A 20,224-nucleotide genomic window follows, 5' to 3' on the forward strand; every position below is an offset into this window, starting at 1 on the left:
GGGAGCGTGGTGCCGGGCTGATCCGCGCACGCACCGCCGGTGCGGAGCGCCGCAGGGACCCCGCCGGGTAAAGATTCGGCAAAGTCGCAGGTCGCCCGCTCACCGGCCCGGTCTCCCATCGCAGGAACCGACGGACCGGGAGGGAGCACGCCATGACGATCGGCCGACACCCGTCCGGCCCGGCCCCGCGGCGCGCTGCCGCCTGCCGGGCACCCGCACCGACCGACCACCCAGAAGGAGAACGCACCGTGGCCAACCACCGTCCGAAGAGGAGCCGGCGCTGCGTCGCCGCCACCGGCGCCGCCGCCGCGTCCCTCGGTCTGCTCGCCGCACCGGCGTCGGCCGAGCCGGCCCCGCAGAGCGTCGATCATCGCGCCGTGGTGCTCGTCAACTTTCGCAACCTGGCACTGGCCGACCCGCAGAAGGCCCACGACCAGGCGGTACGGAACTTCTTCGGTGCCACGGACTCGCTCGCGTCGTACTACGCCGACAACTCCGGCGGGCGGCTGAGCATCGTTCCCGCCAAGGGCGACGGCGTCTTCGGGCCGTTCACCATCGACATGGACGACTCCGCGGCCTGCGACACCGGAAAGATGGCGGACCTCGCCCGCAAGGCGATCCCCGATGTGACGTACGACCACATCTCGGTCGTCATGAACACCAAGTTCTGCAGCGAGTGGTGGGGCCTCGGCTCCATGCCGGGCCCCAAGACCTGGTTCCACGAGGGCGCCGTCGGCGACAAGGCGGCCATCGTCCACGAGGCCGGCCACAATCTCGGCTTCGCCCACCAGGAACGGCACCTGTGCCCGGCCGGCACCTTCACCGCCTGCACCGCGGACGGCTACAGCTACCGGACCCCCATGGGCGCGGGCGGCGAGAAGAAGGGCCTGACCGCACCGGAGTTGCTGTCCCTGAAGTGGCTCACCGCCCAGCAGGTCACCACGCCCTCGGCCACCACCTCCGTCCACCTCACCCCGCTGCACGCACCCGGGACCTCCGGCGTACGCGCCGTCGACCTCCCGCTGGGGACCGGCGGCGACCGGATCGTCGTCGAGTACCGCACGCCCGACGCGGCCACCGCGGACCGCGACGTCGCCCAGGGCGTGGACGTCTACCAGGTCCCGGGCGGGCACTACGACCGCGCGATCATGATCAGCAACGTCAAGCGCGACGACAAGACCGGCACGGGCTCGTTCAGCACCGGCGGTGGCGCGCTCGTCGACACCTCCGCGCACCTGTCGGTCAGCGTCACCCAGACCACCGCCGCCGGTGCGGATGTCCGCATCCAGCTCGGAGACGACGCCGGCACCCCGCCGACCGGTAGGCCCACCACCCCGGCCCCCAGCCCCACGGGCCCGGCCACCGCCACGGCGAAGGCCTCGCACTCCCCGACGCCGGCGGTCCCGCCCACCTCCGACCAGTCGGACGACCACACCGTCATCGGCTCCACCTTCAACCCCGTCCCTGACGGCACGACGCCGGGTACCCGCGCCGGCGACGGAGTGCTCGCCTCCACCGGCGGCGGTGCCACCGGCGCCGGCGTCATCGGGGCCGCTCTCATCGCCGCCGGCGGCGGCGCCGTCCTGCTGGTGCGCAGGCGCCGTACCCACCGCAAGCACTGATCCCCGGCAGGCCGCCGCCCCCGCGTGGCGGCCCGTCACGGGTCGGATACGGCCCAGGAGCGGAGGGCCGGGCCGATCTGTCGGAACGCCGGTCGGACGGGTGATCAACTCTCTAGGATCATGATCGCTCGAACGACAGTCCGACAGTTCTGCTACGGGGGATCCGCCATGTCCGAACACCGCCTCACCCGCAGGGCCCTGATGGCCGGTACCGCCGGTACGGCCGGCGCCGCGCTGCTGGCCGCCGCACCGGCCGCCCGCGCGGCCGCCGCCGAGGTCCCGCCGCCCAGCCCGTACCAGGTCAAGCCGCCGCACCAGATCGAGGCCGAGACCCTGGTCGAGTACCTGCGCACGCTGCCCTGGGGCACCGAGGCCAACCGCTACAAGCTGGCCGGGCAGTTCCCGGACGACAACTCCACCGCGGTGTGGGGCGAGCCCGGCCACCCGGAGCAGTTCCGGGTGCTGGCGCAGTGCTCGTCCTTCGTCTCGCTGGTGCTGGAGCGCACCTACGGGCCGCGTTCGGCGACCGAGGAGCAGGACCCGGCCCGCTGGGCGACGAAGCAGTACTTCCGCGACTACTTCGGCACCGAGCCCGGCAAGCTCTTCCCGACCGCCGAGAAGTTCCGGGCGGGCTTCGCCAACGCCGCCGCGATCCCGCACTTCACCGCCGTCACCAAGCCGGTCAACCTGCGTCCGGGCGACTTCGTGGCCTTCGACTACGACGAGGACGCCACCACCACCCCGTACACCGGGCACATCGTGATGATCAGGGAGCGCAAGGGCACCTGGGCCTCGTCGGCGGACGCCCGGGTCGGCGCCGGCGTCGTCCCGTACGTCTTCGAGGTCATCGACTGCACCAGCAACCCGCACGGCAACCCGGCCGCCTCGGCGGGTGCGGAGGCCCTCTACCGGGCGTTCCCCGACACCCGGATCGAGGAGCGTCCGGATGAGACGCCGGGCTGGAAGGAGTACAACGGCGTCGGCTACGGGCATCTGGTGTTCTACGCGGACGCCACGACCAAGCTGTTCGCCGGGTACCGCTGGGGCGTCAACTCCACGGTGGCGCACCCCGTGAGCGAGCGGCCGATCGCGGCGGCCCGGGTCTACCAGGGCTGAGCCCGGCCGGTCCGCCTCGGCGCCGCCCCGGGATCGTGCCCGGGGCGGCGCCGGACGGCACAGGCGTGAATTCGTCCCCATGGCCGTGTCATGGGGATGTCCATGCCATCTCTTTGCCGGTAGTTTCCCCTCCAGCGCCTCCCCGTCCTCGCGTCACCCCACGCACCGTCACGGACCGCTGGAAGGACACGCCTTGAACCGACGACACCGCAGGGCCGCGCAAGCGGCGCTCGCCGCCGCCGCGCTGGCCGCCCCCTTGGTGCTGGCCGCCGCGCCCGCGTCTGCCGCCACCACCCGCGCCGACCGCGGCGAGCGGCTGGCCCGGGAACTGGTCCGCAGCAGCGACGCGGACGACGCCTACCGCACCCTGAAGGCCCTTCAGCGGATCGCCGACCGCAACGGCGGCACCCGGGTCGCCGGCTCCCCCGGCCACCGGGAGTCGGCCGAGTACGTCGCCGACCGGGCCCGCCGGGCCGGACTGAAGGTCTCGCGGCACGAGTTCGACTACGTCTTCGCGCAGACCCTGGCCGAGCACCTCGCGCTGGTCGCGCCCGCCGCCGAGGAGGTCCCGGTCTCGGCCATGACGTACTCCGCGAGCACCCCGGCCGGCGGGCTCACCGCGCAGCTCGCGGCCGTGCCCGAGGACGCCACCAGCGGCTGCGAGGACGGCGACTACGCGCCCGGCGCCTTCACCGGGAAGATCGCGCTGATCCAGCGCGGCGGATGCACCTTCGCGGTCAAGCAGGCCGCCGCGGCGGCCGCCGGCGCGGTCGGCGCGCTGGTGTACAACAACGCCGACGGCCCGGTCAACGGCACCCTCGGGGACCCGGCCGTCGCCCGCGTCCCGACCGGCGGGATCACCAGGGACGCCGGCCGGGCGCTGGCCGCGCGGGCCGCGGCGGGCCCGGTGACCCTCGCCCTGGAGATCCGGACCTTCCACGAGACCCGCCACACCTGGAACGTGATCGCCGAGACCCGCGGCGGCGACGAACGCAACACCGTCGTGGTCGGCGCCCACCTGGACTCCGTGCTCGCCGGGCCCGGCATCAACGACAACGGCTCCGGCTCCGCGGGCATCCTGGAGGTGGCCGAGCAGCTGGCGGGCCACCAGGTCGGCAACAAGGTGCGGTTCGTCTGGTGGTCCGCCGAGGAGTTCGGCCTGGTCGGCTCGGAGAAGTACGTCGCCTCGCTGTCCGAGGCGGACCGCGCGAAGATCAAGCTGTACCTCAACTTCGACATGATCGCCTCGCCCAACCCGGTGCGCTTCGTCTACGACGGCGACGACTCCGACCACGCCGGCTCCGGCCCCGGCCCGGCCAGCTCCGCCCAGCTGGAGCGGCGGCTCACCGGCTACCTGGACCGCCACCACCTCGCCCACGAGGGCAGCGACTTCACCGGCCGCTCCGACTACGGCCCGTTCATCGACGCCGGCATCCCCTCCGGCGGCACCTTCACCGGCGCCGAGGGCATCAAGACCGAGGCCCAGGCGGCCCGCTACGGCGGCGTCGCCGGGGTGGCCTACGACACCTGCTACCACCAGGCCTGCGACACCCTCACCAACCTGGACCGGAAGGTCTTCGCGGTGAACATCGAGGCCATCGCCGACTCGGTCGGCGCGTACGCCTGGGACCTCGCCCCGCTGTCCGTGCCGGTGGCACCCGAGGACACCACCGGCCAGGGCGGTGACGGCGGCCTGCACGACGGCCACCAGGAGGCCGCGGAGTAGACCGCGGCCGAGGAACGACGACGGGCCCCCGGCCGCGGGTGCGCGGCAGGGGGCCCGGTCGGACGGCGGGTCAGATGACGGTCTCGGCCTCGACGTAGCGCTCGGCGGGGACGGTCTTCAGCTCGGCGACGGCCTCGCCCAGCGGGACCAGCCTGATCTCGGTGCCCTGCAGCGCCGTGATGTGCCCGAACGCACCCTTGTGGGCGGCCTCCACCGCGTGCCAGCCGAACCGGGTGGCCAGCACCCGGTCGTACGCGGTGGGCGTGCCGCCGCGCTGGGTGTGGCCGAGGATCACCGGGCGGGCCTCCTTGCCGAGCCGGTGCTCCAGCTCGCCGGAGAGCTGGGTGGCGATCCCGGTGAACCGCTCGTGCCCGTAGATGTCCCGGGTGCCCTCCTCCCAGTGCATGGTGCCGGGCTCGGGCTTGGCGCCCTCCGCGCAGACCACGATGGCGAACTTCTTGCCGCGCTCGAAGCGCTCGCGCACCACCTCGGTGAGCTTGTCGATGTGGAACGGCCGCTCCGGCACCACGATCGCGTGGGCACCGGCCGCCATGCCGGCGTTGAGCGCGATCCAGCCGGTGTGACGGCCCATCACCTCGACCACCATGACCCGCTGGTGCGATTCGGCGGTGGTCTTCAGCCGGTCCAGCGCGTCGGTGGCCACCGACACGGCGGTGTCGAAGCCGAAGGTCACGTCGGTACAGGCGATGTCGTTGTCGATGGTCTTCGGCACACCGACCACCGGCAGGCCGCCGTCGCTCATCAGCTTCGCGGCCTTGAGGGTGCCCTCGCCGCCGATCGGGATGACCGCGTCGATGCCGAGGTCCGCGCAGTACCGCTTGGCGCGCTCCACACCGTCGCGCAGGTGGCTCGGCTGGACCCGCGAGGAACCCAGTATCGTCCCGCCCTGGGCGAGGATGCCGCTCACCGAGTCGAGGGTCAGCGGACGGTGGGCGCCTTCGAGGAGACCCCGCCAGCCGTCCTGGAAACCGATGATCTCGTCGCCGTGGTCGACCACCCCCCGGTGGACCACGGATCGGATCACGGCGTTCAGGCCGGGGCAGTCACCGCCGCTGGTCAGGACACCAATACGCATTGCTTTGCAACTCCCCAGGGGGCACCCCCAGCCGTCAGGCTGGGGGAGTAACCGGACGGCCGGACGACCACCTCGGTGTCGCCACCGCGGCCGGGCGATTTCGGACATTTTGTCCCGAAATCGACCGTTCAGCACAGCATACGGTTCCTGCCTCCGGCCGAGCAGGCACCGGCGCGGGAGCGGCATCGTCGACGCCTCCGCGCGAAACTGCGGCTGGACGCCGAGGAGGGTGTGCGTCCAGCGCTACCTATTCTGTTATGCCGACGGCCACTAGGGCACGGGTGGACCGGATGCTGGTCTTCTCCCGGTCGGTGTGGCCGAGGTCCCGGCGTGGGCCGGGACCTCGGCGAGGTGCGGGGCGTGCCCCGGCGAGCCCTAGGCCGGACGGCCGGTGGCGGCGATCCGCTCCGCGCGCAGCGCGTCGTACCAGGTGGTGTCGGCCGGCGGGAGCGCGTTCACGTCCAGCGCCAGCTTGATCAGCATGTCCGCGACGGCGGGGTTGCGGGCCAGCACCGGACCGTGCAGGTAGGTGCCGAAGACGGTGTCCCGCCAGGCGCCCTCGGTACCGTCTCCGGTGCCGTTGCCCCGGCCGACCTGCACCGAGGCGAACGGCTTGACGCCCTGGCCGAGGTGGGTGACGCCCTGGTGGTTCTCGAAACCGGTCAGCTGCGGCAGGCCGAGCTGCGGGTCGACGGTGGCCAGCACGTCGCCGACGCACCGGGCGCCCTCGCCGCGGGTGGTCCACACGTCCAGCAGGCCGAGGCCCGCCTCGCGCTCACCGAGGTCGTTGATGAACTCCCGGCCGAGGATCTGGTACCCGGCGCACACCGAGAAGATGATCGCGCCGTTCTCGGCCGCCCGCTGCAGGCCGCCGTCGTTGCGCAGCCGCTCGGCGGCCAGCCGCTGCGGCCGGTCCTCGCCGCCGCCGATCAGGTAGATGTCACCGCTGGTGGGCACCGACTGGTCGGACCGCACGTCGATCCGGGTGACCCCGAGGCCGCGCTGGCGGGCCCGGCGCTCGACGACCAGGGCGTTGCCGCGGTCGCCGTAGGTGCTCAGGAGGTCCGGGTAGACCCAGACCACCCGCAGGCTGCTCTCGCTCATCCTGGAAGGCCTTCCCTGCTGCTGGGACCCGTACTGCGGGGCCGAACCGAAACCGGGGTTCTGGTAGGAGGGGACGGACATCAGCTCGCCACCGCCTTCCGCAGCTGCTGGAACGCGGTGTAGTTCGCGATGGCCTCGATCCGGCCGGCCGGGGCGACCCGGACGGCCTCCTCCAGCGACTCCACGACCTGGAACTGCAGACCCGCGACCTCCAGCCGGACGGCCAGGTCCAGCTTGCGCTGGCCCATCACGAAGATCGGGTGGCCGGACAGGCGCTCGTAGTCCACGTCCCACAGCCAGGACGTGTCGGTGCCGTCCGCGTCCAGCGCGTTGACCGAGAGGATCACCGGCGCCGGCGGGCCGTCGATCAGCGAGAACGTCTCCAGCCAGCCGGCCGGGTTCTTGGCCAGCAGCAGGCGGACGTCGCGGCCGAGGTAGGAGACCACGTCGTAGCGGCCGGCCACCGCGGCGACCGACTGCATCCGCTGCAGCGCGACCTGCGGGGCGACGCCGAACACGGCGGCCACCGCGGCCGAGCTGGTGGCGTTGGCCAGGTTGGCGCGGCCGGGCAGCTGGAGCGTGATCGGCCAGGCACCGCGGTGCGGGTCGATGACGTGGGTGCCCTGCAGCGCCCAGTGCGGGTTGGGACGGCGGAAACCGCACTCCTGGCAGAACCAGTCGTCGCCGGGCCGCTGCATCACACCACCGCAGGACGGGCAGGACCAGGCATCCTCCTTCCACGCCTGTCCGGCGGCCACCCAGACCACCTTCTTGCAGGAGGAGGCGGCCCAGGTCACCAGCGGGTCGTCCGCGTTCGCGATGATCACCGCATCGGTGTCCTTGAGGCCCTCGCGCCACTTCTCGGCCATCATCCGGGTCTCGGCGGCGCGGTCCAGCTGGTCACGGGAGAGGTTCAGCAGCGCTATGGCCTTGGGACGGGTGTCCCGGGCGACCATCGGCAGGTATTTCTCGTCGACCTCGATCACACCGAACTTCGCCTCGCCGCCGCCCGCCAGCGCGGCCGTGATGCCGGCTGGCATGTTGGCGCCGAGCGCGTTGGAGACGACCGGGCCGGCGGCGCGCAGCGCCTCGGCGATCAGCCGGGTGGTGGTGGTCTTGCCGTTGGTCGCGCTGACCAGGACCACGTCGAGGTTCTCGGCGAGGGTCGCGAGGAGGTCGGGGTCCAGCTTGAGGGCTACCTTGCCGCCGATCACCGAGCCACTGCCGCGGCCCGCCTTCTGGGAGAGGGCAGCGGCCATCCGGCCGGCCGTCACGGCGATCTTGGCGCGGGCGGGCAGCGAGGCGTCGCGCGCGCCCGTGGCTTCCGAATCGGTGCCTGGCATGCTCAGTGGTTCCTCCTTGCTGCGGCACCACCCGGGTCGAGCAGTGACCGTCGGGCGGTGGGGACGGGGCCAGCCTACCCACTCCACACGGCCGGGATGATCCCCGGACCCGGTGCGGCCTGCCGCGAGTGCCTTGACGGACCCCTCCGGGGGCCGGTGGGTGGTTCTTCGCGCGGTTCCCCGCGCTCCTGGGAGGTGCCGGGCCGGGGCCGGGGGCATCTCGCGGGGCGCGGGGAACCGCGCGAAGGGTGGGCGGCCGCCGGCGTTGGAGGTGACCGCCTCCGCAACGGGCTCCCGCAGGGTCAGCGGCGGGGGCGGGTGGGCCAGGGGGTGGGGAGCTGTTCGGTGGCCTCGGCGAGGTGGGCCGTGATGACCAGGGTGCCGTCCTCGACCTGGTAGTCGAGGGGGGCGGACAGGCGCCGCATGGTGGCGATCAGGCCGCCGTTGGAGGCGTGGGTGACGGCGTACACGGTGGGGACGCCCGCCTCCAGTGCAAGGGCGGCCATCCGGCGGAGCAGGTCGACGCCGAGCCCCCGTCGCTGCCAGTCGTCCTCGACCAGCAGGGCGACCTCCGCCCCCTCGTCGTCCCAGAGCAGGTGTGCGAGCGCGACGATCCGGCCGTCCTGGGTCTCGACCGCGAGGGTCTGCCCGTGGCGCGGGTCGAGCAGGTGGTCGAGGTAGCGGTCGGCGTCCCGGACCGGCCCGTGGTAGCGCTTGCGCAGGGTGTCCGGGGAGCAGCGGTGGTGCATCTCGAGCGCCGCGGCCTTGTCGGCCGGTTCGGCCCGGCGGACGGTGAGGTCGGCCCCGGCGGGCATGGTGAGCCTGGCCTCGACCTTGGGCACCCGGGGGCCGAGCAGGCTGTCCAGCTCGACCAGGGCCTGGGCGCGGGCGAACTCGGTCGGGGTGAAGGGCAGGTGCGGCCGGGTGAGTTCGATCAGGTCGCCGCCGGGCACCGGCAGCCGCATCACGTGGCCGGCCACCCCGGCGGGGGTCGCCGCGCCGAGCGCCGGGTACTGCCGGATCGTGCACCGGCCGAACAGCTGACGCAGCGCGACCGGCAGCTCCGCCGCGTCCAGGGCGGTGCGGGTGGCGAGCGCGAGGACGTGGGTCGGCCCGTCCACCAGGTCGTGGGCGTCGGCCCGGTCGGTCCAGATGTCGTGCCCGCCGGCCGCGGCCACGGCGGCGGTGAGTTCGGCCCGGCCGAGGCTCTGCGGGGCCCGGACGAAGAACTCGTCGACGGTGCCGGTGGGCAGCGGGTGCGCCTGCATGGAGACGATGTTGACCCCGTGCCCGGCCAGGGCGGTGCAGATCCGCGCCAGGCTGCCGGGGGAGTCCTCGACGGTGGCGCGGATCCGCCACAGGGTGCTTGCCCGGTACGCGTCCAGCGGGCCGGTCGCCTCGGCCTCGCCGGGCGGTGCCGGGGTGTCGGGCGCGGGCGGCCCGTGCGGGTGCCGGTGCGCCCACCAGCTGTGGAACAGCGCCGTGGCGAGCAGTGCGGCGGCCGAGACGGCGAGCAGCACCGGCCCGTCGTGGCCGTGCACCACGACGTTGGCCACCAGGTCGGCCGCGGCGACGGCGACGAACACCGCCGCCAGCTCGACGGTGTCTCTGCGCCAGCCGTGCCGGCGGGCGCCGCGGCGCTGCGCGCGGGAGGGGGCGGAGCGCTGGGTGTGCGAGGAAACGTCCATGTCGTCATGGTGTCGCGCCGGTGTTTCACGATCACGAATCCCCCGTGACCTGTTGGTTAATGTCCTCGAATGGCTGCCCGATGGCCGAGAGTGGTCAGCCGGTCACCGGACGGTCCGTCAGTTCGGCTCCGGCGGACCGCACTTCGGCGAGCAGCAGCCGCAGATCGTCCTCGGTGGTGGCGGCGTTGAGGAGGCACGCCCGGAGCATCTCCCGCCCCGCCAGCAGGGCCCCCGTGACGAAGACCCGTCCGCGCTGCTGGACGGCGGCGGGCAGGCGCGCGTTCAGCGTGTCGAGCTCCTGCTCGGTGAGTCCGGCGGGCCGGTGGCGGAACGCCACGATGGACGTCTCCACCGGGGCCAGCAGCTCCAGCTCCGGGTCGGCCTCGACCAGGGCGCCGAGGTGCCTGGCCAGCGCGGTGCAGCGGGCGATGTCGGCGCTGATGCCGGCCCGGCCGCGGTGCGCGATGGTGGCCCACACCTTCAGCGAGCGGAACGGGCGGGTCTGCTCCATGCCGTACTCGGAGAACCAGCCGAGCTCGCCCGCCGCGTCGTCGCGCAGGTAGGACGGCACCAGGCTGAAGGTGGAGCGCAGCGCCTCGGTGTCGCGGACCAGGGCGCAGCCGCAGTCGACCGGTACGCCGAGCCACTTGTGCGGGTCGAGGGCGAGCGAGTCGGCGCGGTCCATGCCCGCGTAGCGGTGTGCGATGGCCGGGTCCAGCACGCCGAACGCCCCGTACGCGCCGTCGACGTGCAGCCAGAGGTCCTCCTCGGCGCACAGGTCGGCGATCGGGTGGAACGCGTCGACGGCCCCGGTGCCGACGGTGCCGGCCGAGGCGACCACCAGGAACGGCAGGCGGCCGGCCGCGCGGTCCTCGGCGACGGCGGCCCGCAGGGCGGCGGTGTCCAGCCGGCCCTCGTGGTCGGTGGCGACGGTCCGCAGGTGCCGGCTGCCGAGGCCGAGCAGTTCGGCGGCCTTGCGGACGCAGGAGTGGGTCTCGCCGGTGACGTAGCCGACCATCGGCGGCAGCCCGGCCAGGCCGTCCTCGCGCAGGTCGTGGCCGATCCGGCGGGCGGCCCGCTGCCGGGCGGCGGCCAGGCACAGGATGGTGGCCATCGAGGTGCCGGAGGTGAGGATGCCGCCGCCGGGCGGGTGCGGGAAGCCGACCAGTTCGGCGATCCAGCGGACCACGGCCCGCTCCAGGTGGACGTCGGCGTGGTCGCCGCCGGCCGAGCTGGGGTTCATGGCGGAGGCGGCGAGGGTGGCGAGCACCCCGGCGGGCTGCGGGGCGGAGTTCACCCAGCCGAAGAAGCGGGGGCTGCCGTTGCCCATCGGCGCGGGCATCACCTGCTTGCCGATCACGCCGAGCAGGTCGGTGAGGCCGGTACCGTGCTCGGGGAGTTCCAGCTCCAGCAGTGCCTGCCGGTCCGCCGGGTCCATCGGCTGCCAGACCGGGCGGTCCGGGAGGGCGTCGAGGTAGTCGGAGACCAGCTCGGCGGCCGTACGGGCGGCAGTGCGGAAGTCGTCGCTCACGGTGGTGCTCCATCAGGGTGCAATGGCGGCGCGACTTCCTCGGCGCACCAGGCTGGCCACGATCGTACGCCCCGCCCGGACCCGTATCCGGACCCAGGCCCGCCCCGGCCGACGCCCGCCCCTGCGACCCCGGCCCGCCCCGCCCGCACCCGCTCTCGATCGCCGGCCCACACCCCGCGAGCGAGCCAAAGGGCGCGCCGACGCCGAAAGCGAGAAGGGCCAAGGCCCCGACGGAGGAGGGGCCGCAGTGCCCGCCGAGTGTCGGCGTCGGATCGAGAGCGCCCGGCGGCGAGCCGAGCCCTAATCAAGGGTGTTGGGCAGCCCGCCGGCGGTGCGGCAGTAGCCGGCGATCTCCTTGTTGGTGATCTTCGCGCAGAGCCGGCCGGCCGCGCCGGCGTCGGTGTAGTTGACGGTGTAGTAGCTGACCAGGCCCTGGGCGCAGGCCTGCCGCTGCCAGGCGTCGGCGGCGGTGGCGCACTGGTTGGCGGCCCAGTCCTCGCGGTCCAGGTTGTACTTCATGGTGCGGGAGCCGACGCCGCGGCTGCAGTCGTTGGCGCCGCCGCTGGCCTTGGCGTTCAGGCACCACTTGAGGGCGTCCGCGAAGGCCTCGGGGTGGTTGGCGTAGTCGTGCGAGCTGAGGTAGAAGGTCGGCGCGTAGAAGAAGCAGGCCGACTGGAACAGGGCGGGCTGTTCCGGGCAGGGGTAGAGGGGTTCCTTGGCGAGCTGGTCGGCCGGGAGGTTGGCCTTGGCCTTCTCGTCCTCCTCGTCGGGGGCGAAGAGCTGCATGAAGACGCCCTCGGAGCAGGTGATCCGGCGGGTGTCGGTGGGGAACTTGTTGCACAGCGCGCGGGCGGCCGGGATGTCCTGCTTGGTGACGAACATGATGCCGTGGCCGATGCCGTGGATGCAGGGGCCGGTGTTCTTGGGCGCGCAGAGGGTGAGGATGTCCTGCTCGGGGGTCTTGGAGTTGGCCAGCATCTCCTCGACGGCGCCGTGCAGGTAGCCGGCCGCGCAGGTCTCGTGCGGGAAGGAGATGACCTTCTGGAAGTCCTGCTGGTAGCGCAGCACCGCCGCGTGGCCGAGCTCGTGCGCGATCGGGTGGCAGAACCGCACGGTGTACGGCTTGTCCTTGCTGATCTTGTCGAGGTCGGCCAGGGCCACGCCGGGGTCGGTGGCCTCCATCTCGGCCATCAGCTTGTTGCGCAGCGTGCTGCGGGTCCAGACCGCCGGGTCGCCGGTGGGGGCCGCGGACGCGGGCGGCGCGCCCGCGCCGGTGGCCGGGTTGCCGCCCGCCTGGGCGGGGCCGGCGACCGAGGCCACCGGCAGGGCCGAGGGGTTCCAGTCGGTGAGCGCCACCGCGCCGAGCCCGAGCGCGCCGAGCAGGACGGCGGTGATGATCGCGAATACTCGCGGGTGCATGGCAGGGTCCCCCGGTGGTCGGACGCGGACGGCGGGCGCTCCCATCCTGGCCGCCCCGGGCCGAGAACCGCGGCTGCTGGGCGGCCATTCGGGATGGTTTCGGCCCAACGGCCCAACGGCCGTCCGGGTCGGCGCGGTCCCGTCCCCCGGTACCCCGCGCACACCGTCTCACAACATCAGCGCCACATGGTACTTCCTCAGCCAGGCGTCGAGGTCGAGGGCCAGTTCGGTGCCCTGGCGGTTGGCCTGCGGGTCGGTTCCGGGCCGCAGGGCGTCGGTGACCGCCTTCGGGTCGAGCAGGCCGAACACGGGTGCGCCGGCGTCGTCGGACAGGGCGGCGAGGCCCTGCCGGAGGGCGAGCGGGTAGCGGGGGTCCTGGGTGGCCGGGTACGGGCTCTTGACCCGGTCGGCCACCGCCGCCGGCAGCAGGTCGCGGACGGCGGCCCGCAGCAGGCTCTTCTCCCGTCCGTCGAAGGTCTTCATCGACCAGGGCGCGTTGAAGACGTACTCGACCAGGCGGTGGTCGCAGAACGGCACCCGGACCTCCAGGCCGCTGGCCATCGACAGCCGGTCCTTGCGGTCCAGCAGCAGCCGGACGAAGCGGGTCAGGTGCAGGTACGAGATCTCCCGCATCCGGCGCTCGGTCCGGTCGGCGCCGGGCAGGTGCTCGACCTCGGCGAGGGCCTGCCGGTAGCCGTCGGCCCGGTAGGTGGCCAGGTCGAGGGCCTTCAGCAGGTCGGGGGAGAGCAGTGCGGTGGGGCCGAGGCTGCCGGAGCCGTTCAGGACGTCGAGCGCGGCGATCCAGGGGAAGGCGGGGGCGGCGACCACCTCGGGGACGTGGAACCACTGGTAGCCGCCGAAGAGCTCGTCGGCGGACTCTCCGGACAGGGCGACCGTGGAGTGCTCCCGGATGGCGCGGAACAGCAGCAGCAGGGAGGTGTTCACGTCGCCGAAGCCGATCGGGAAGTCCCACGCGCGCAGCGTCTCGGACCTGGTGCGTTCGGCGGTCAGGGCGGCGCTGTCCAGCTCCACCACCCGGTGGTCGGCGCCCACGTGGTCGGCGACCATCCGGGCGTACGGGCCGTCGGGGGTGGCGCGCAGCGGTTCGGCCCGGAAGTTCTCGCTCTGGCCGGTGTAGTCGACGGCGAAGGAGCGGACCGGTCCGGCGCCGGACTCCCGCAGGGCGGCGGCGGCCAGCGCGGTGACGGCGCTGGAGTCGAGGCCGCCGGAGAGCAGCGAGCACAGCGGGACGTCCGCGATCAGCTGGCGGCGGACGATGTCGGTGAGCAGCTCGCGGACGGTCGCGATGGTGGTGGGCAGGTCGTCGGTGTGCTCGTGGGCCTCCAGGGACCAGTACCGGCGGGTGGTCAGGCCCTCGCGGCGGACGTGCACCACGTGGCCGGGCAGGACCTCCCGCATGCCGCGGTAGACGGCGTGGCCGGGGGTCTTGGTGAAGGCGACCAGTTCGCGCAGGCCGTCCAGGTCGACCTCGGGCCGGACCTGGGGGTGGGCGAGCAGGGCCTTGAGCTCGGAGCCGAACAGGACGCCGTCGGGGGTGCGGTGGAAGTACAGCGGTTTGACGCCCATCCGGTCGCGGACCAGCAGCAGTTCCTCGGCGCGGGGGTCCCACAGGGCGAAGGCGTACATGCCGTTCAGCCGTTCGGCGCAGTGCTCGCCCCACTGGAGGTAGGCGCGCAGCACCACCTCGGTGTCGCTGCGGGTGCGGAAGCGGTGGCCGGCGCCCTCGAGTTCGGCGCGCAGCTCGCGGTGGTTGTACACCTCGCCGCTGTAGGTCAGGACGGCGAGGGTGCGGCCGTCCTGCTCGGCGGTCATCGGCTGGGTGCCGCCCTCGATGTCGATCACCGCGAGCCTTCGGTGGCCGAGCGCGGCGTGCGGCGTCAGGTGGACCCCGCCGGCGTCCGGGCCCCGGCAGGCCATGGTCGCGGTCATCGCGTCCAGGACGGCGCGGGCCGTGGTGTCGGTGGTCAGGTCACGGTCGAAGGCCACCCAGCCGGTGATCCCGCACATATCAGCACATCCCCTGACGGTAGTTTGATGTGTACGGACAGTGACGTTACGCCGGGTGGGTGAACAGATCAATGGGGTGTGCAGCTGCTGAATGTCTGAAGATCTGCCCGATTTCGGGCAGGATTCTTGGTGAACGCCGGATCGGCGCCTAGGCTCCCTACTCGTGTCCGCCTTGCCCCACCCCCACGAAGACCTCCTCGCGCACCTCACCCGGATCACCCCGCTGGGGCCCGGCGAGGCCGCCAGGGTGGTCGCGGAGGTGCTGGCCTACTTCTCCGAACCCGTCGAGGAGTACGTCCGCCGCCGCCACGGGGAGCTGCAGGCGCGCGGGCTGACCAACGACCAGATCTTCACCCGGGTCGGCGCCGAACTCGCCGTCCGCCGGGTCGCGGCACCCGAGCTGTCCGCCCGGCAGCTGCGCCGCATCGTCTACGGCTGAGCCCTCCGGCCGGTCCCGCCCGTCCCACCCGTCCCACTGCATCCGAGCATCGACGCAGTCGAGCAGAACCCTAGGAGCCCGAAATGTGCGGAATTGTGGCCTACATCGGCCCGAAGGACGCCACCGCCTTCCTGCTGGAGGGCCTGCAGCGGCTGGAGTACCGCGGCTACGACTCGGCCGGTGTCGCGGTCGCCGCCAAGAACGGGCTCAAGGTCTGCAAGGTCAAGGGCCGGGTCGCCGACCTCGCCGCCGCCGTACCCGCCCGCTTCAAGGGCACCACCGGCATCGGCCACACCCGCTGGGCCACCCACGGCGTGCCCAGCGACGCCAACGCGCACCCGCACACCGACGTCAGCGAGCGGATCGCCGTCGTCCACAACGGCATCATCGAGAACGCCGACCAGCTGCGCGCCCTGCTCGCCGCCGACGGCGTGGTCTTCACCTCCGAGACCGACACCGAGGTGCTCGCCCACCTGGTCGCCGCGCACAGCGGCGAGGGCGTCGAGCTGGAGGACGCGGTGCGCGCCGCGCTCGGCCAGATCGTCGGCACCTACGGCATCGCCGTGCTCGACGCCCGGCAGCCCGACCGGATCGTGGTCGCCCGCAACGGCAGCCCGATCGTGCTCGGCCTCGGCGAGAAGGAGATGTTCGTCGCCTCCGACGTCGCCGCGCTGGTCCGCTACACCCGCCAGGTCGTCCACCTGGAGGACGGCGAGCTCGCCACCGTCCGCGCCGACGGCTTCCGCACCTTCACCGAGGACGCCCGCACCGTCACCCGCCAGCCGTCCACCGTGGACTGGGAGGTCGCCTCCTACGACACCGCCGGCTACCAGCACTACCTGCTCAAGGAGATCCACGAGCAGCCCGCCGCCGTCGAGCGCACCCTCAGCGGCCGCCTCGACGAGCGCTTCGCCACCGCCCACCTCGGCGGCCTCAACCTGGACGCCCGCGAGCTGCGCGAGATCCGCCGGGTCAAGATCCTCGGCTGCGGCTCCGCCTACTACGCCGGTGAGATGGGCGCCCAGCTGATCGAGGAGCTGGCCCGGATCCCCGCCCACAGCGAGCCCGCCTCCGAGTTCCGCTACCGCAACCCGGTGATCGAGGCCGACACCCTGTACGTCGCGGTCAGCCAGTCCGGCGAGACCTACGACACGCTCGCCGCCGTCCAGGAGATCAAGCGCAAGGGCGGCCGCGTCCTCGGCGTCGTCAACACCGTCGGCAGCGCCATCGCCCGCGAGTGCGACGGCGGCATCTACCTGCACGCCGGTCCGGAGATCTCGGTCGCCTCCACCAAGGCGTTCACCTCCACCGTGATCGCCTTCGCGCTGCTGGCCCTGCACTTCGGCCGGATCCACGACCTCTCCCCGGCCGACGGCCGGCGCATCGTCGCCGGGCTCAAGGCCCTCCCGGACCACATCCGGGAGATCCTCAAGCAGGAGGAGCAGATCGCCGAGCTGGCCGCCGCGTACGCCGACAACGCCGGGATGATGTTCATCGGCCGCACCCGCGGCTACCCGGTCGCCCGGGAAGGCGCACAGAAGCTCAAGGAGATCTCCTACGTCCACGCCGAGGCGTACCCCGCCAGCGAGCTCAAGCACGGCCCGCTCGCGCTGATCAGCCCCGAGCTGCCCACCGTCGCCCTGGTGCCCGACGACGAGCTGCTGGACAAGAACCTCACCACCCTCGGCGAGATCAAGGCCCGCTCCGGCCGGATCCTCGCCATCGCCCACCGCACCCCCGAGGCCAAGCTGATCGACCACTGCCTGGTGGTGCCCAAGAGCGAGCCCGAGCTCGACCCGCTGCTGCTCAACATCCCGCTCCAGCTGCTCGCCTACTACGCGGCGCTGGCGCTCGGCCGGGACGTCGACAAGCCGCGCAACCTGGCCAAGAGCGTCACCGTCGAGTAGTCCGCGCCGTTGTGCCCCGGTGCTCGCCGTCACGGGCTGACGGCGAGCACCAGGTACGCGGCCAGAATCGCCAGGTGGACGCCGCCCTGCAGCGGTGTCGCCCGCCGGGGGATGACGGTCAGGGTGCCGACGGCGACGGTCAGCGCGAGCAGCACCATGTGGGTGGCCCCGAGGCCCAGCAGCAGCGGGCCGGACAGCCACGCGGAGGCGACCGCGACGGCCGGGATGGTCAGGCCGATGCTGGCCAGGGCCGAGCCGAGCGCCAGGTTGAGGCTGGTCTGCACCTGGCCGCGGGAGGCGGCCCGCACCGCGGCGATGGTCTCCGGGAGCAGCACCAGCAGGGCGATCACCACCCCGACCACGGCGGCCGGCAGGCCCGCGGCCGCCACCCCCCGTTCGATGGTGGGGGAGACGCCCTTGGCGAGGCCGACCACCGAGGTCAGCGCGACCGCGAGCAGGGCCGCCGCGGCGAGGGTGGTGCGCTGCGACGGGCGGTCGCCGTGGTCGTCCGGGTCGAGCAGGTCGCCGGCCGGGGTGACCGGCAGGAAGTACTCGCGGTGGCGGACCGTCAGGGTGGCGACGAACAGGCCGTACAGCACGATCGAGGCGCTCGCCGCGTAGACCAGCTGGGTCGGGTTGAACTGCGGGCCCGGGGTGCTGGTGGTGAAGGTCGGCAGCACCAGGCTCATGGTGGCCAGGGTCGCGATGGTGGCGAAGGCGGCGCCGGTGCCCTCGGAGTTGAAGACCGCGACCCGGTGCTTGAGCGCGCCGACCAGGATGCACAGCCCGAGGATCCCGTTGCAGGTGATCATCACGGCGGCGAAGACGGTGTCCCGGGCGAGCCCCGCGCTCTTGTCGCCGCCGTCGGCCATCAGCGTGACGATCAGGGCGACCTCGATCACGGTCACCGCGACGGCCAGCACCAGCGACCCGAACGGCTCACCGACCCGGTGCGCGATCACCTCGGCGTGGTGGACCGCCGCGAGCACCGCCCCGGCCAGGAAACAGGCCACCACCGCCACCACCGGGCCCGGCAGCGAACGCTTCCAGGTCAGCAGCAGCAGGACGAGGGCCAGCACCGGCACCACGGTGGTCCACTGCGCGGCGAGCGGGCGGATCCGAGTGATCATGCCGTCGAGCTTGGCAGACCGGCGCGCCCCGGCCGGGAAGTGACACCCGCCCGAGCGGCGGCGCCGGACGGACGCACCGTCAGCCGGAGCCCGGGGCCCGCGAGGGGAGACCGAAGCGCACCGGAACGCCCGGCGAGTACAGCACGCTGCACGGCTCTCCGCCGACCCCGGGCAGACCCGCCGCCGCGATCAGGTCCTCGTCCAGGCCGAGCAGCCGGGCCCGGTGCAGCGGCCAGCGCGGATGGACGTTCGGCAGGTACAGCGGGCGGCCCGCGAACGAGCTGTGCAGCCCCCAGCGGGCGGTCAGGAAGTGCTCCAGCGCGCTCGGCTCCGCCAGCTCGGGCCCGACCTCGACGGTGATCCGGCTGCGCGCCCCCCGCGGCCCCGGCCAGCGCCGCGAACTGGTGTACGTGACCGTGTCGCCCTCGTGCCGGACCGCCATCCGCGCCCACACGTACGGCAGCCGGAAGCCGGCCCTGGCCGCCAGTACCGGGACCAGCCGGGACGCCTCCAGCGAACGGAACACCACCCCGCGCCGCCCGTGCCGGTCCACCGAGTACAGCCGGACGTTGGTCTCCGGGAAGCTCCCCAGGTACGGCAGCCCGGGCAGGCCGAACCAGCCGATCCGGTGCATCCGGAACGCGACCAGCCCGACGTGGCTCACCCCGTCCACGGTGTCCGGCCGGGCCCCGGCCGGCAGCAGCGGGGCGACCCGCTCCGGCTCCACCTCCCAGTGCAGGAAGGTCAGATCGAGCCAGGACTGGGTGAGCAGCGTGGCGCCGACCGCGCGCGGCGGCCCGGGCGTGACGGGCTCCGGAGGAGCGGGCTGGATGGCCACGGCCGCGATCCTACGCCCCGGCTGCGCCGCCCCGGCCGGCCCGGGCCCGGCGGGAACGGCCGGTGCCGCCCCGCCCGGGCGGGAGCGGCCGTCATCGGCGCAGCCGGGCGTTGAGCCGGGCGGCCTGCCGGGTCAGGTGGTCGCGCTCGGCGAGGTCGGGTGCGTGGTGGGCGGCCTCGGCGTACAGCCGTGCCGCGGTCGCCAGGTCGCCGTCGCGCTCGTGCAGGTACGCCGCCACCGCGGTGTGGCGGGGCAGCGTGTCGTCCAGCGCCGCGAGCGCCCTGAGGCCCGCGCGCGGGCCGTCCGCCTCCCCGACGGCCACCGCCCGGTTCAGCCGGACGACGGGGCTGCCGGTCAGCCGGACGAGTTCGTCGTACCACTCGACGATCTGCACCCAGTCGGTCTCCTCGGCGGTCGGCGCGTCCGCGTGCAGGGCCGCGATGGCTGCCTGGGCCTGGAACTCGCCCAGCCGGTCGCGTGCGAGCGCCGCCTGCAGGACGGCGACACCCTCGGCGATCGCCCGGGTGTCCCACCGGCCGCGGTCCTGCTCGGCGAGCGGCACCAGAGCGCCGTCCGGCGCGGTCCGGGCGGCCCGCCGGGCGTGGTGGAGCAGCATCAGCGCGAGCAGTCCCGCCACCTCGGGGTGGTCGATCGCGTCCGCCAGCTGCCGGGTGAGCCGGACGGCCTCGGCGGCGAGGTCGACGTCGCCCGAGTAGCCCTCGTTGAAGACCAGGTAGAGGACGCGCAGCACGGTGGCGACGTCGCCCGGCCGGTCGAACCGCACGCCGGCCACCGTGCGCTTGGCCCGGCTGATCCGCTGCGCCATGGTCGCCTCGGGCACCAGGTAGGCGCGGGCGATCTGGCGTGTGGTCAGCCCGCCGACGGCGCGCAGTGTGAGCGCGACCGCCGACGACGGGGTCAGTGACGGGTGGGCGCACAGGAAGTAGAGCCGGAGCGTGTCGTCCAGGGCGGGCGCCGGCCCGGGCGGCGGCTCCTCGTCGAGGCGGTCCTCCCGGCGGCGGCGGGCGGTGTCCGCCCGCGTCGCGTCGAGGAACCGGCGCCAGGCGACGGTGACCAGCCAGCCCTTCGGGTCCCGCGGGGGGTCGTCGGGCCAGGTCCGGACGGCCTCGAGCAGGGCGTCCTGGACGGCGTCCTCGGCCGCCGCGAAGTCGGCTCCGCGGCGGACGAGGATGCCGAGGACGCCCGGCGTGAGGCCGCGCAGCAGTGCCTCGTCCAT

15 protein-coding genes are annotated in these 20,224 nt (G+C 73.6%); 5 read left to right on the forward strand and 10 right to left on the reverse strand.

The features are described from left to right. Window positions 1-248 precede the first annotated feature (248 nt). From AB0D08_RS07775 to AB0D08_RS07785, 3 genes are all read left to right on the forward strand, one after another. On the forward strand, window positions 249-1,622 hold the full coding sequence (locus AB0D08_RS07775) for a hypothetical protein (RefSeq protein WP_051814155.1): 1,374 nt from the start codon (window positions 249-251) through the stop codon (window positions 1,620-1,622). A 168-nt stretch (window positions 1,623-1,790) separates the two neighbouring features. Continuing rightward, on the forward strand, window positions 1,791-2,738 hold the full coding sequence (locus AB0D08_RS07780) for a hypothetical protein (RefSeq protein WP_359886898.1): 948 nt from the start codon (window positions 1,791-1,793) through the stop codon (window positions 2,736-2,738). Between the two features lie 193 nt (window positions 2,739-2,931). Beyond that, entirely contained in the window at window positions 2,932-4,464 is a 1,533-nt protein-coding gene (locus AB0D08_RS07785) for a M28 family metallopeptidase (protein WP_359886900.1), read from the forward strand. A 70-nt stretch (window positions 4,465-4,534) separates the two neighbouring features. Here AB0D08_RS07785 and AB0D08_RS07790 read toward each other — a convergent pair whose 3' ends face one another. The 7 genes from AB0D08_RS07790 to asnB form a co-directional block, all read right to left on the reverse strand. Beyond that, window positions 4,535-5,560, reverse strand: coding sequence for a 6-phosphofructokinase (locus AB0D08_RS07790; protein ID WP_033825147.1), 1,026 nt, complete (start codon window positions 5,558-5,560; stop codon window positions 4,535-4,537). Between the two features lie 375 nt (window positions 5,561-5,935). Beyond that, a complete protein-coding gene (locus tag AB0D08_RS07795; RefSeq protein WP_033825146.1) occupies window positions 5,936-6,664 on the reverse strand; it encodes a glutamine amidotransferase in 729 nt (242 codons plus the stop codon). An 80-nt stretch (window positions 6,665-6,744) separates the two neighbouring features. Continuing rightward, window positions 6,745-8,007, reverse strand: a complete 1,263-nt coding sequence (locus AB0D08_RS07800) for a MurT ligase domain-containing protein (protein ID WP_051814153.1) — start codon at window positions 8,005-8,007, stop codon at window positions 6,745-6,747. A 302-nt stretch (window positions 8,008-8,309) separates the two neighbouring features. Next, window positions 8,310-9,695 carry a GNAT family N-acetyltransferase gene (locus AB0D08_RS07805; protein WP_359886903.1) on the reverse strand — a complete coding sequence of 462 codons (1,386 nt, stop codon included), beginning with the start codon at window positions 9,693-9,695 and terminating at the stop codon, window positions 8,310-8,312. Window positions 9,696-9,789: 94 nt separating this feature from the next. After that, window positions 9,790-11,226 carry a pyridoxal-dependent decarboxylase gene (locus AB0D08_RS07810; protein WP_359886905.1) on the reverse strand — a complete coding sequence of 479 codons (1,437 nt, stop codon included), beginning with the start codon at window positions 11,224-11,226 and terminating at the stop codon, window positions 9,790-9,792. Window positions 11,227-11,526: 300 nt separating this feature from the next. Further along, the gene (locus AB0D08_RS07815; RefSeq protein WP_033818513.1) at window positions 11,527-12,645 is read right to left on the reverse strand and encodes a hypothetical protein; all 1,119 of its coding nucleotides are present in this window, start codon (window positions 12,643-12,645) and stop codon (window positions 11,527-11,529) included. Window positions 12,646-12,813: 168 nt separating this feature from the next. After that, on the reverse strand, window positions 12,814-14,673 hold the full coding sequence (gene asnB / locus AB0D08_RS07820; RefSeq protein ID WP_033818514.1) for an asparagine synthase (glutamine-hydrolyzing): 1,860 nt from the start codon (window positions 14,671-14,673) through the stop codon (window positions 12,814-12,816). A gap of 163 nt (window positions 14,674-14,836) precedes the next feature. On the opposite strand from asnB, the gene AB0D08_RS07825 reads away from it, so the two are divergent. Both AB0D08_RS07825 and glmS read left to right on the forward strand, forming a co-directional pair. Then, window positions 14,837-15,112 (forward strand): hypothetical protein, encoded by a 276-nt coding sequence (locus AB0D08_RS07825; RefSeq protein WP_359886908.1) that lies wholly within the window; start codon window positions 14,837-14,839, stop codon window positions 15,110-15,112. 83 nt (window positions 15,113-15,195) lie between these two features. Beyond that, a complete protein-coding gene (gene glmS, locus AB0D08_RS07830; protein ID WP_033818516.1) occupies window positions 15,196-17,019 on the forward strand; it encodes a glutamine--fructose-6-phosphate transaminase (isomerizing) in 1,824 nt (607 codons plus the stop codon). 29 nt (window positions 17,020-17,048) lie between these two features. Here the strand turns inward: glmS and AB0D08_RS07835 are convergent, their stop codons facing one another. The 3 genes from AB0D08_RS07835 to AB0D08_RS07845 form a co-directional block, all read right to left on the reverse strand. After that, the gene (locus tag AB0D08_RS07835) at window positions 17,049-18,149 is read right to left on the reverse strand and encodes an ionic transporter y4hA (RefSeq protein ID WP_359886911.1); all 1,101 of its coding nucleotides are present in this window, start codon (window positions 18,147-18,149) and stop codon (window positions 17,049-17,051) included. A 79-nt stretch (window positions 18,150-18,228) separates the two neighbouring features. Then, window positions 18,229-18,987 carry a DUF2071 domain-containing protein gene (locus AB0D08_RS07840; RefSeq protein WP_149037951.1) on the reverse strand — a complete coding sequence of 253 codons (759 nt, stop codon included), beginning with the start codon at window positions 18,985-18,987 and terminating at the stop codon, window positions 18,229-18,231. A gap of 91 nt (window positions 18,988-19,078) precedes the next feature. Next, complete coding sequence (locus tag AB0D08_RS07845; RefSeq protein WP_359886914.1) at window positions 19,079-20,224, reverse strand: DUF6596 domain-containing protein; 1,146 nt, start codon at window positions 20,222-20,224, stop codon at window positions 19,079-19,081.

Origin of the sequence: Kitasatospora sp. NPDC048540 (genome assembly GCF_040651175.1) — a bacterium.
In the GTDB taxonomy this organism is placed as follows: domain Bacteria; phylum Actinomycetota; class Actinomycetes; order Streptomycetales; family Streptomycetaceae; genus Kitasatospora.

Excerpts from the sequence above, each read along its gene's own strand:
- AB0D08_RS07805 (WP_359886903.1), bottom strand. The coding sequence starts at position 9,695 with ATGGACGTTTCCTCGCACACCCAGCGCTCCGCCCCCTCCCGCGCGCAG.
- AB0D08_RS07790 (WP_033825147.1), bottom strand. The coding sequence starts at position 5,560 with ATGCGTATTGGTGTCCTGACCAGCGGCGGTGACTGCCCCGGCCTGAAC.
- asnB (WP_033818514.1), bottom strand. The coding sequence starts at position 14,673 with ATGTGCGGGATCACCGGCTGGGTGGCCTTCGACCGTGACCTGACCACC.
- AB0D08_RS07795 (WP_033825146.1), bottom strand. The coding sequence starts at position 6,664 with ATGAGCGAGAGCAGCCTGCGGGTGGTCTGGGTCTACCCGGACCTCCTG.
- AB0D08_RS07815 (WP_033818513.1), bottom strand. The coding sequence starts at position 12,645 with ATGCACCCGCGAGTATTCGCGATCATCACCGCCGTCCTGCTCGGCGCG.
- AB0D08_RS07800 (WP_051814153.1), bottom strand. The coding sequence starts at position 8,007 with ATGCCAGGCACCGATTCGGAAGCCACGGGCGCGCGCGACGCCTCGCTG.
- AB0D08_RS07835 (WP_359886911.1), bottom strand. The coding sequence starts at position 18,149 with ATGATCACTCGGATCCGCCCGCTCGCCGCGCAGTGGACCACCGTGGTG.
- AB0D08_RS07780 (WP_359886898.1), top strand. The coding sequence starts at position 1,791 with ATGTCCGAACACCGCCTCACCCGCAGGGCCCTGATGGCCGGTACCGCC.
- AB0D08_RS07845 (WP_359886914.1), bottom strand. The coding sequence starts at position 20,224 with ATGGACGAGGCACTGCTGCGCGGCCTCACGCCGGGCGTCCTCGGCATC.
- glmS (WP_033818516.1), top strand. The coding sequence starts at position 15,196 with ATGTGCGGAATTGTGGCCTACATCGGCCCGAAGGACGCCACCGCCTTC.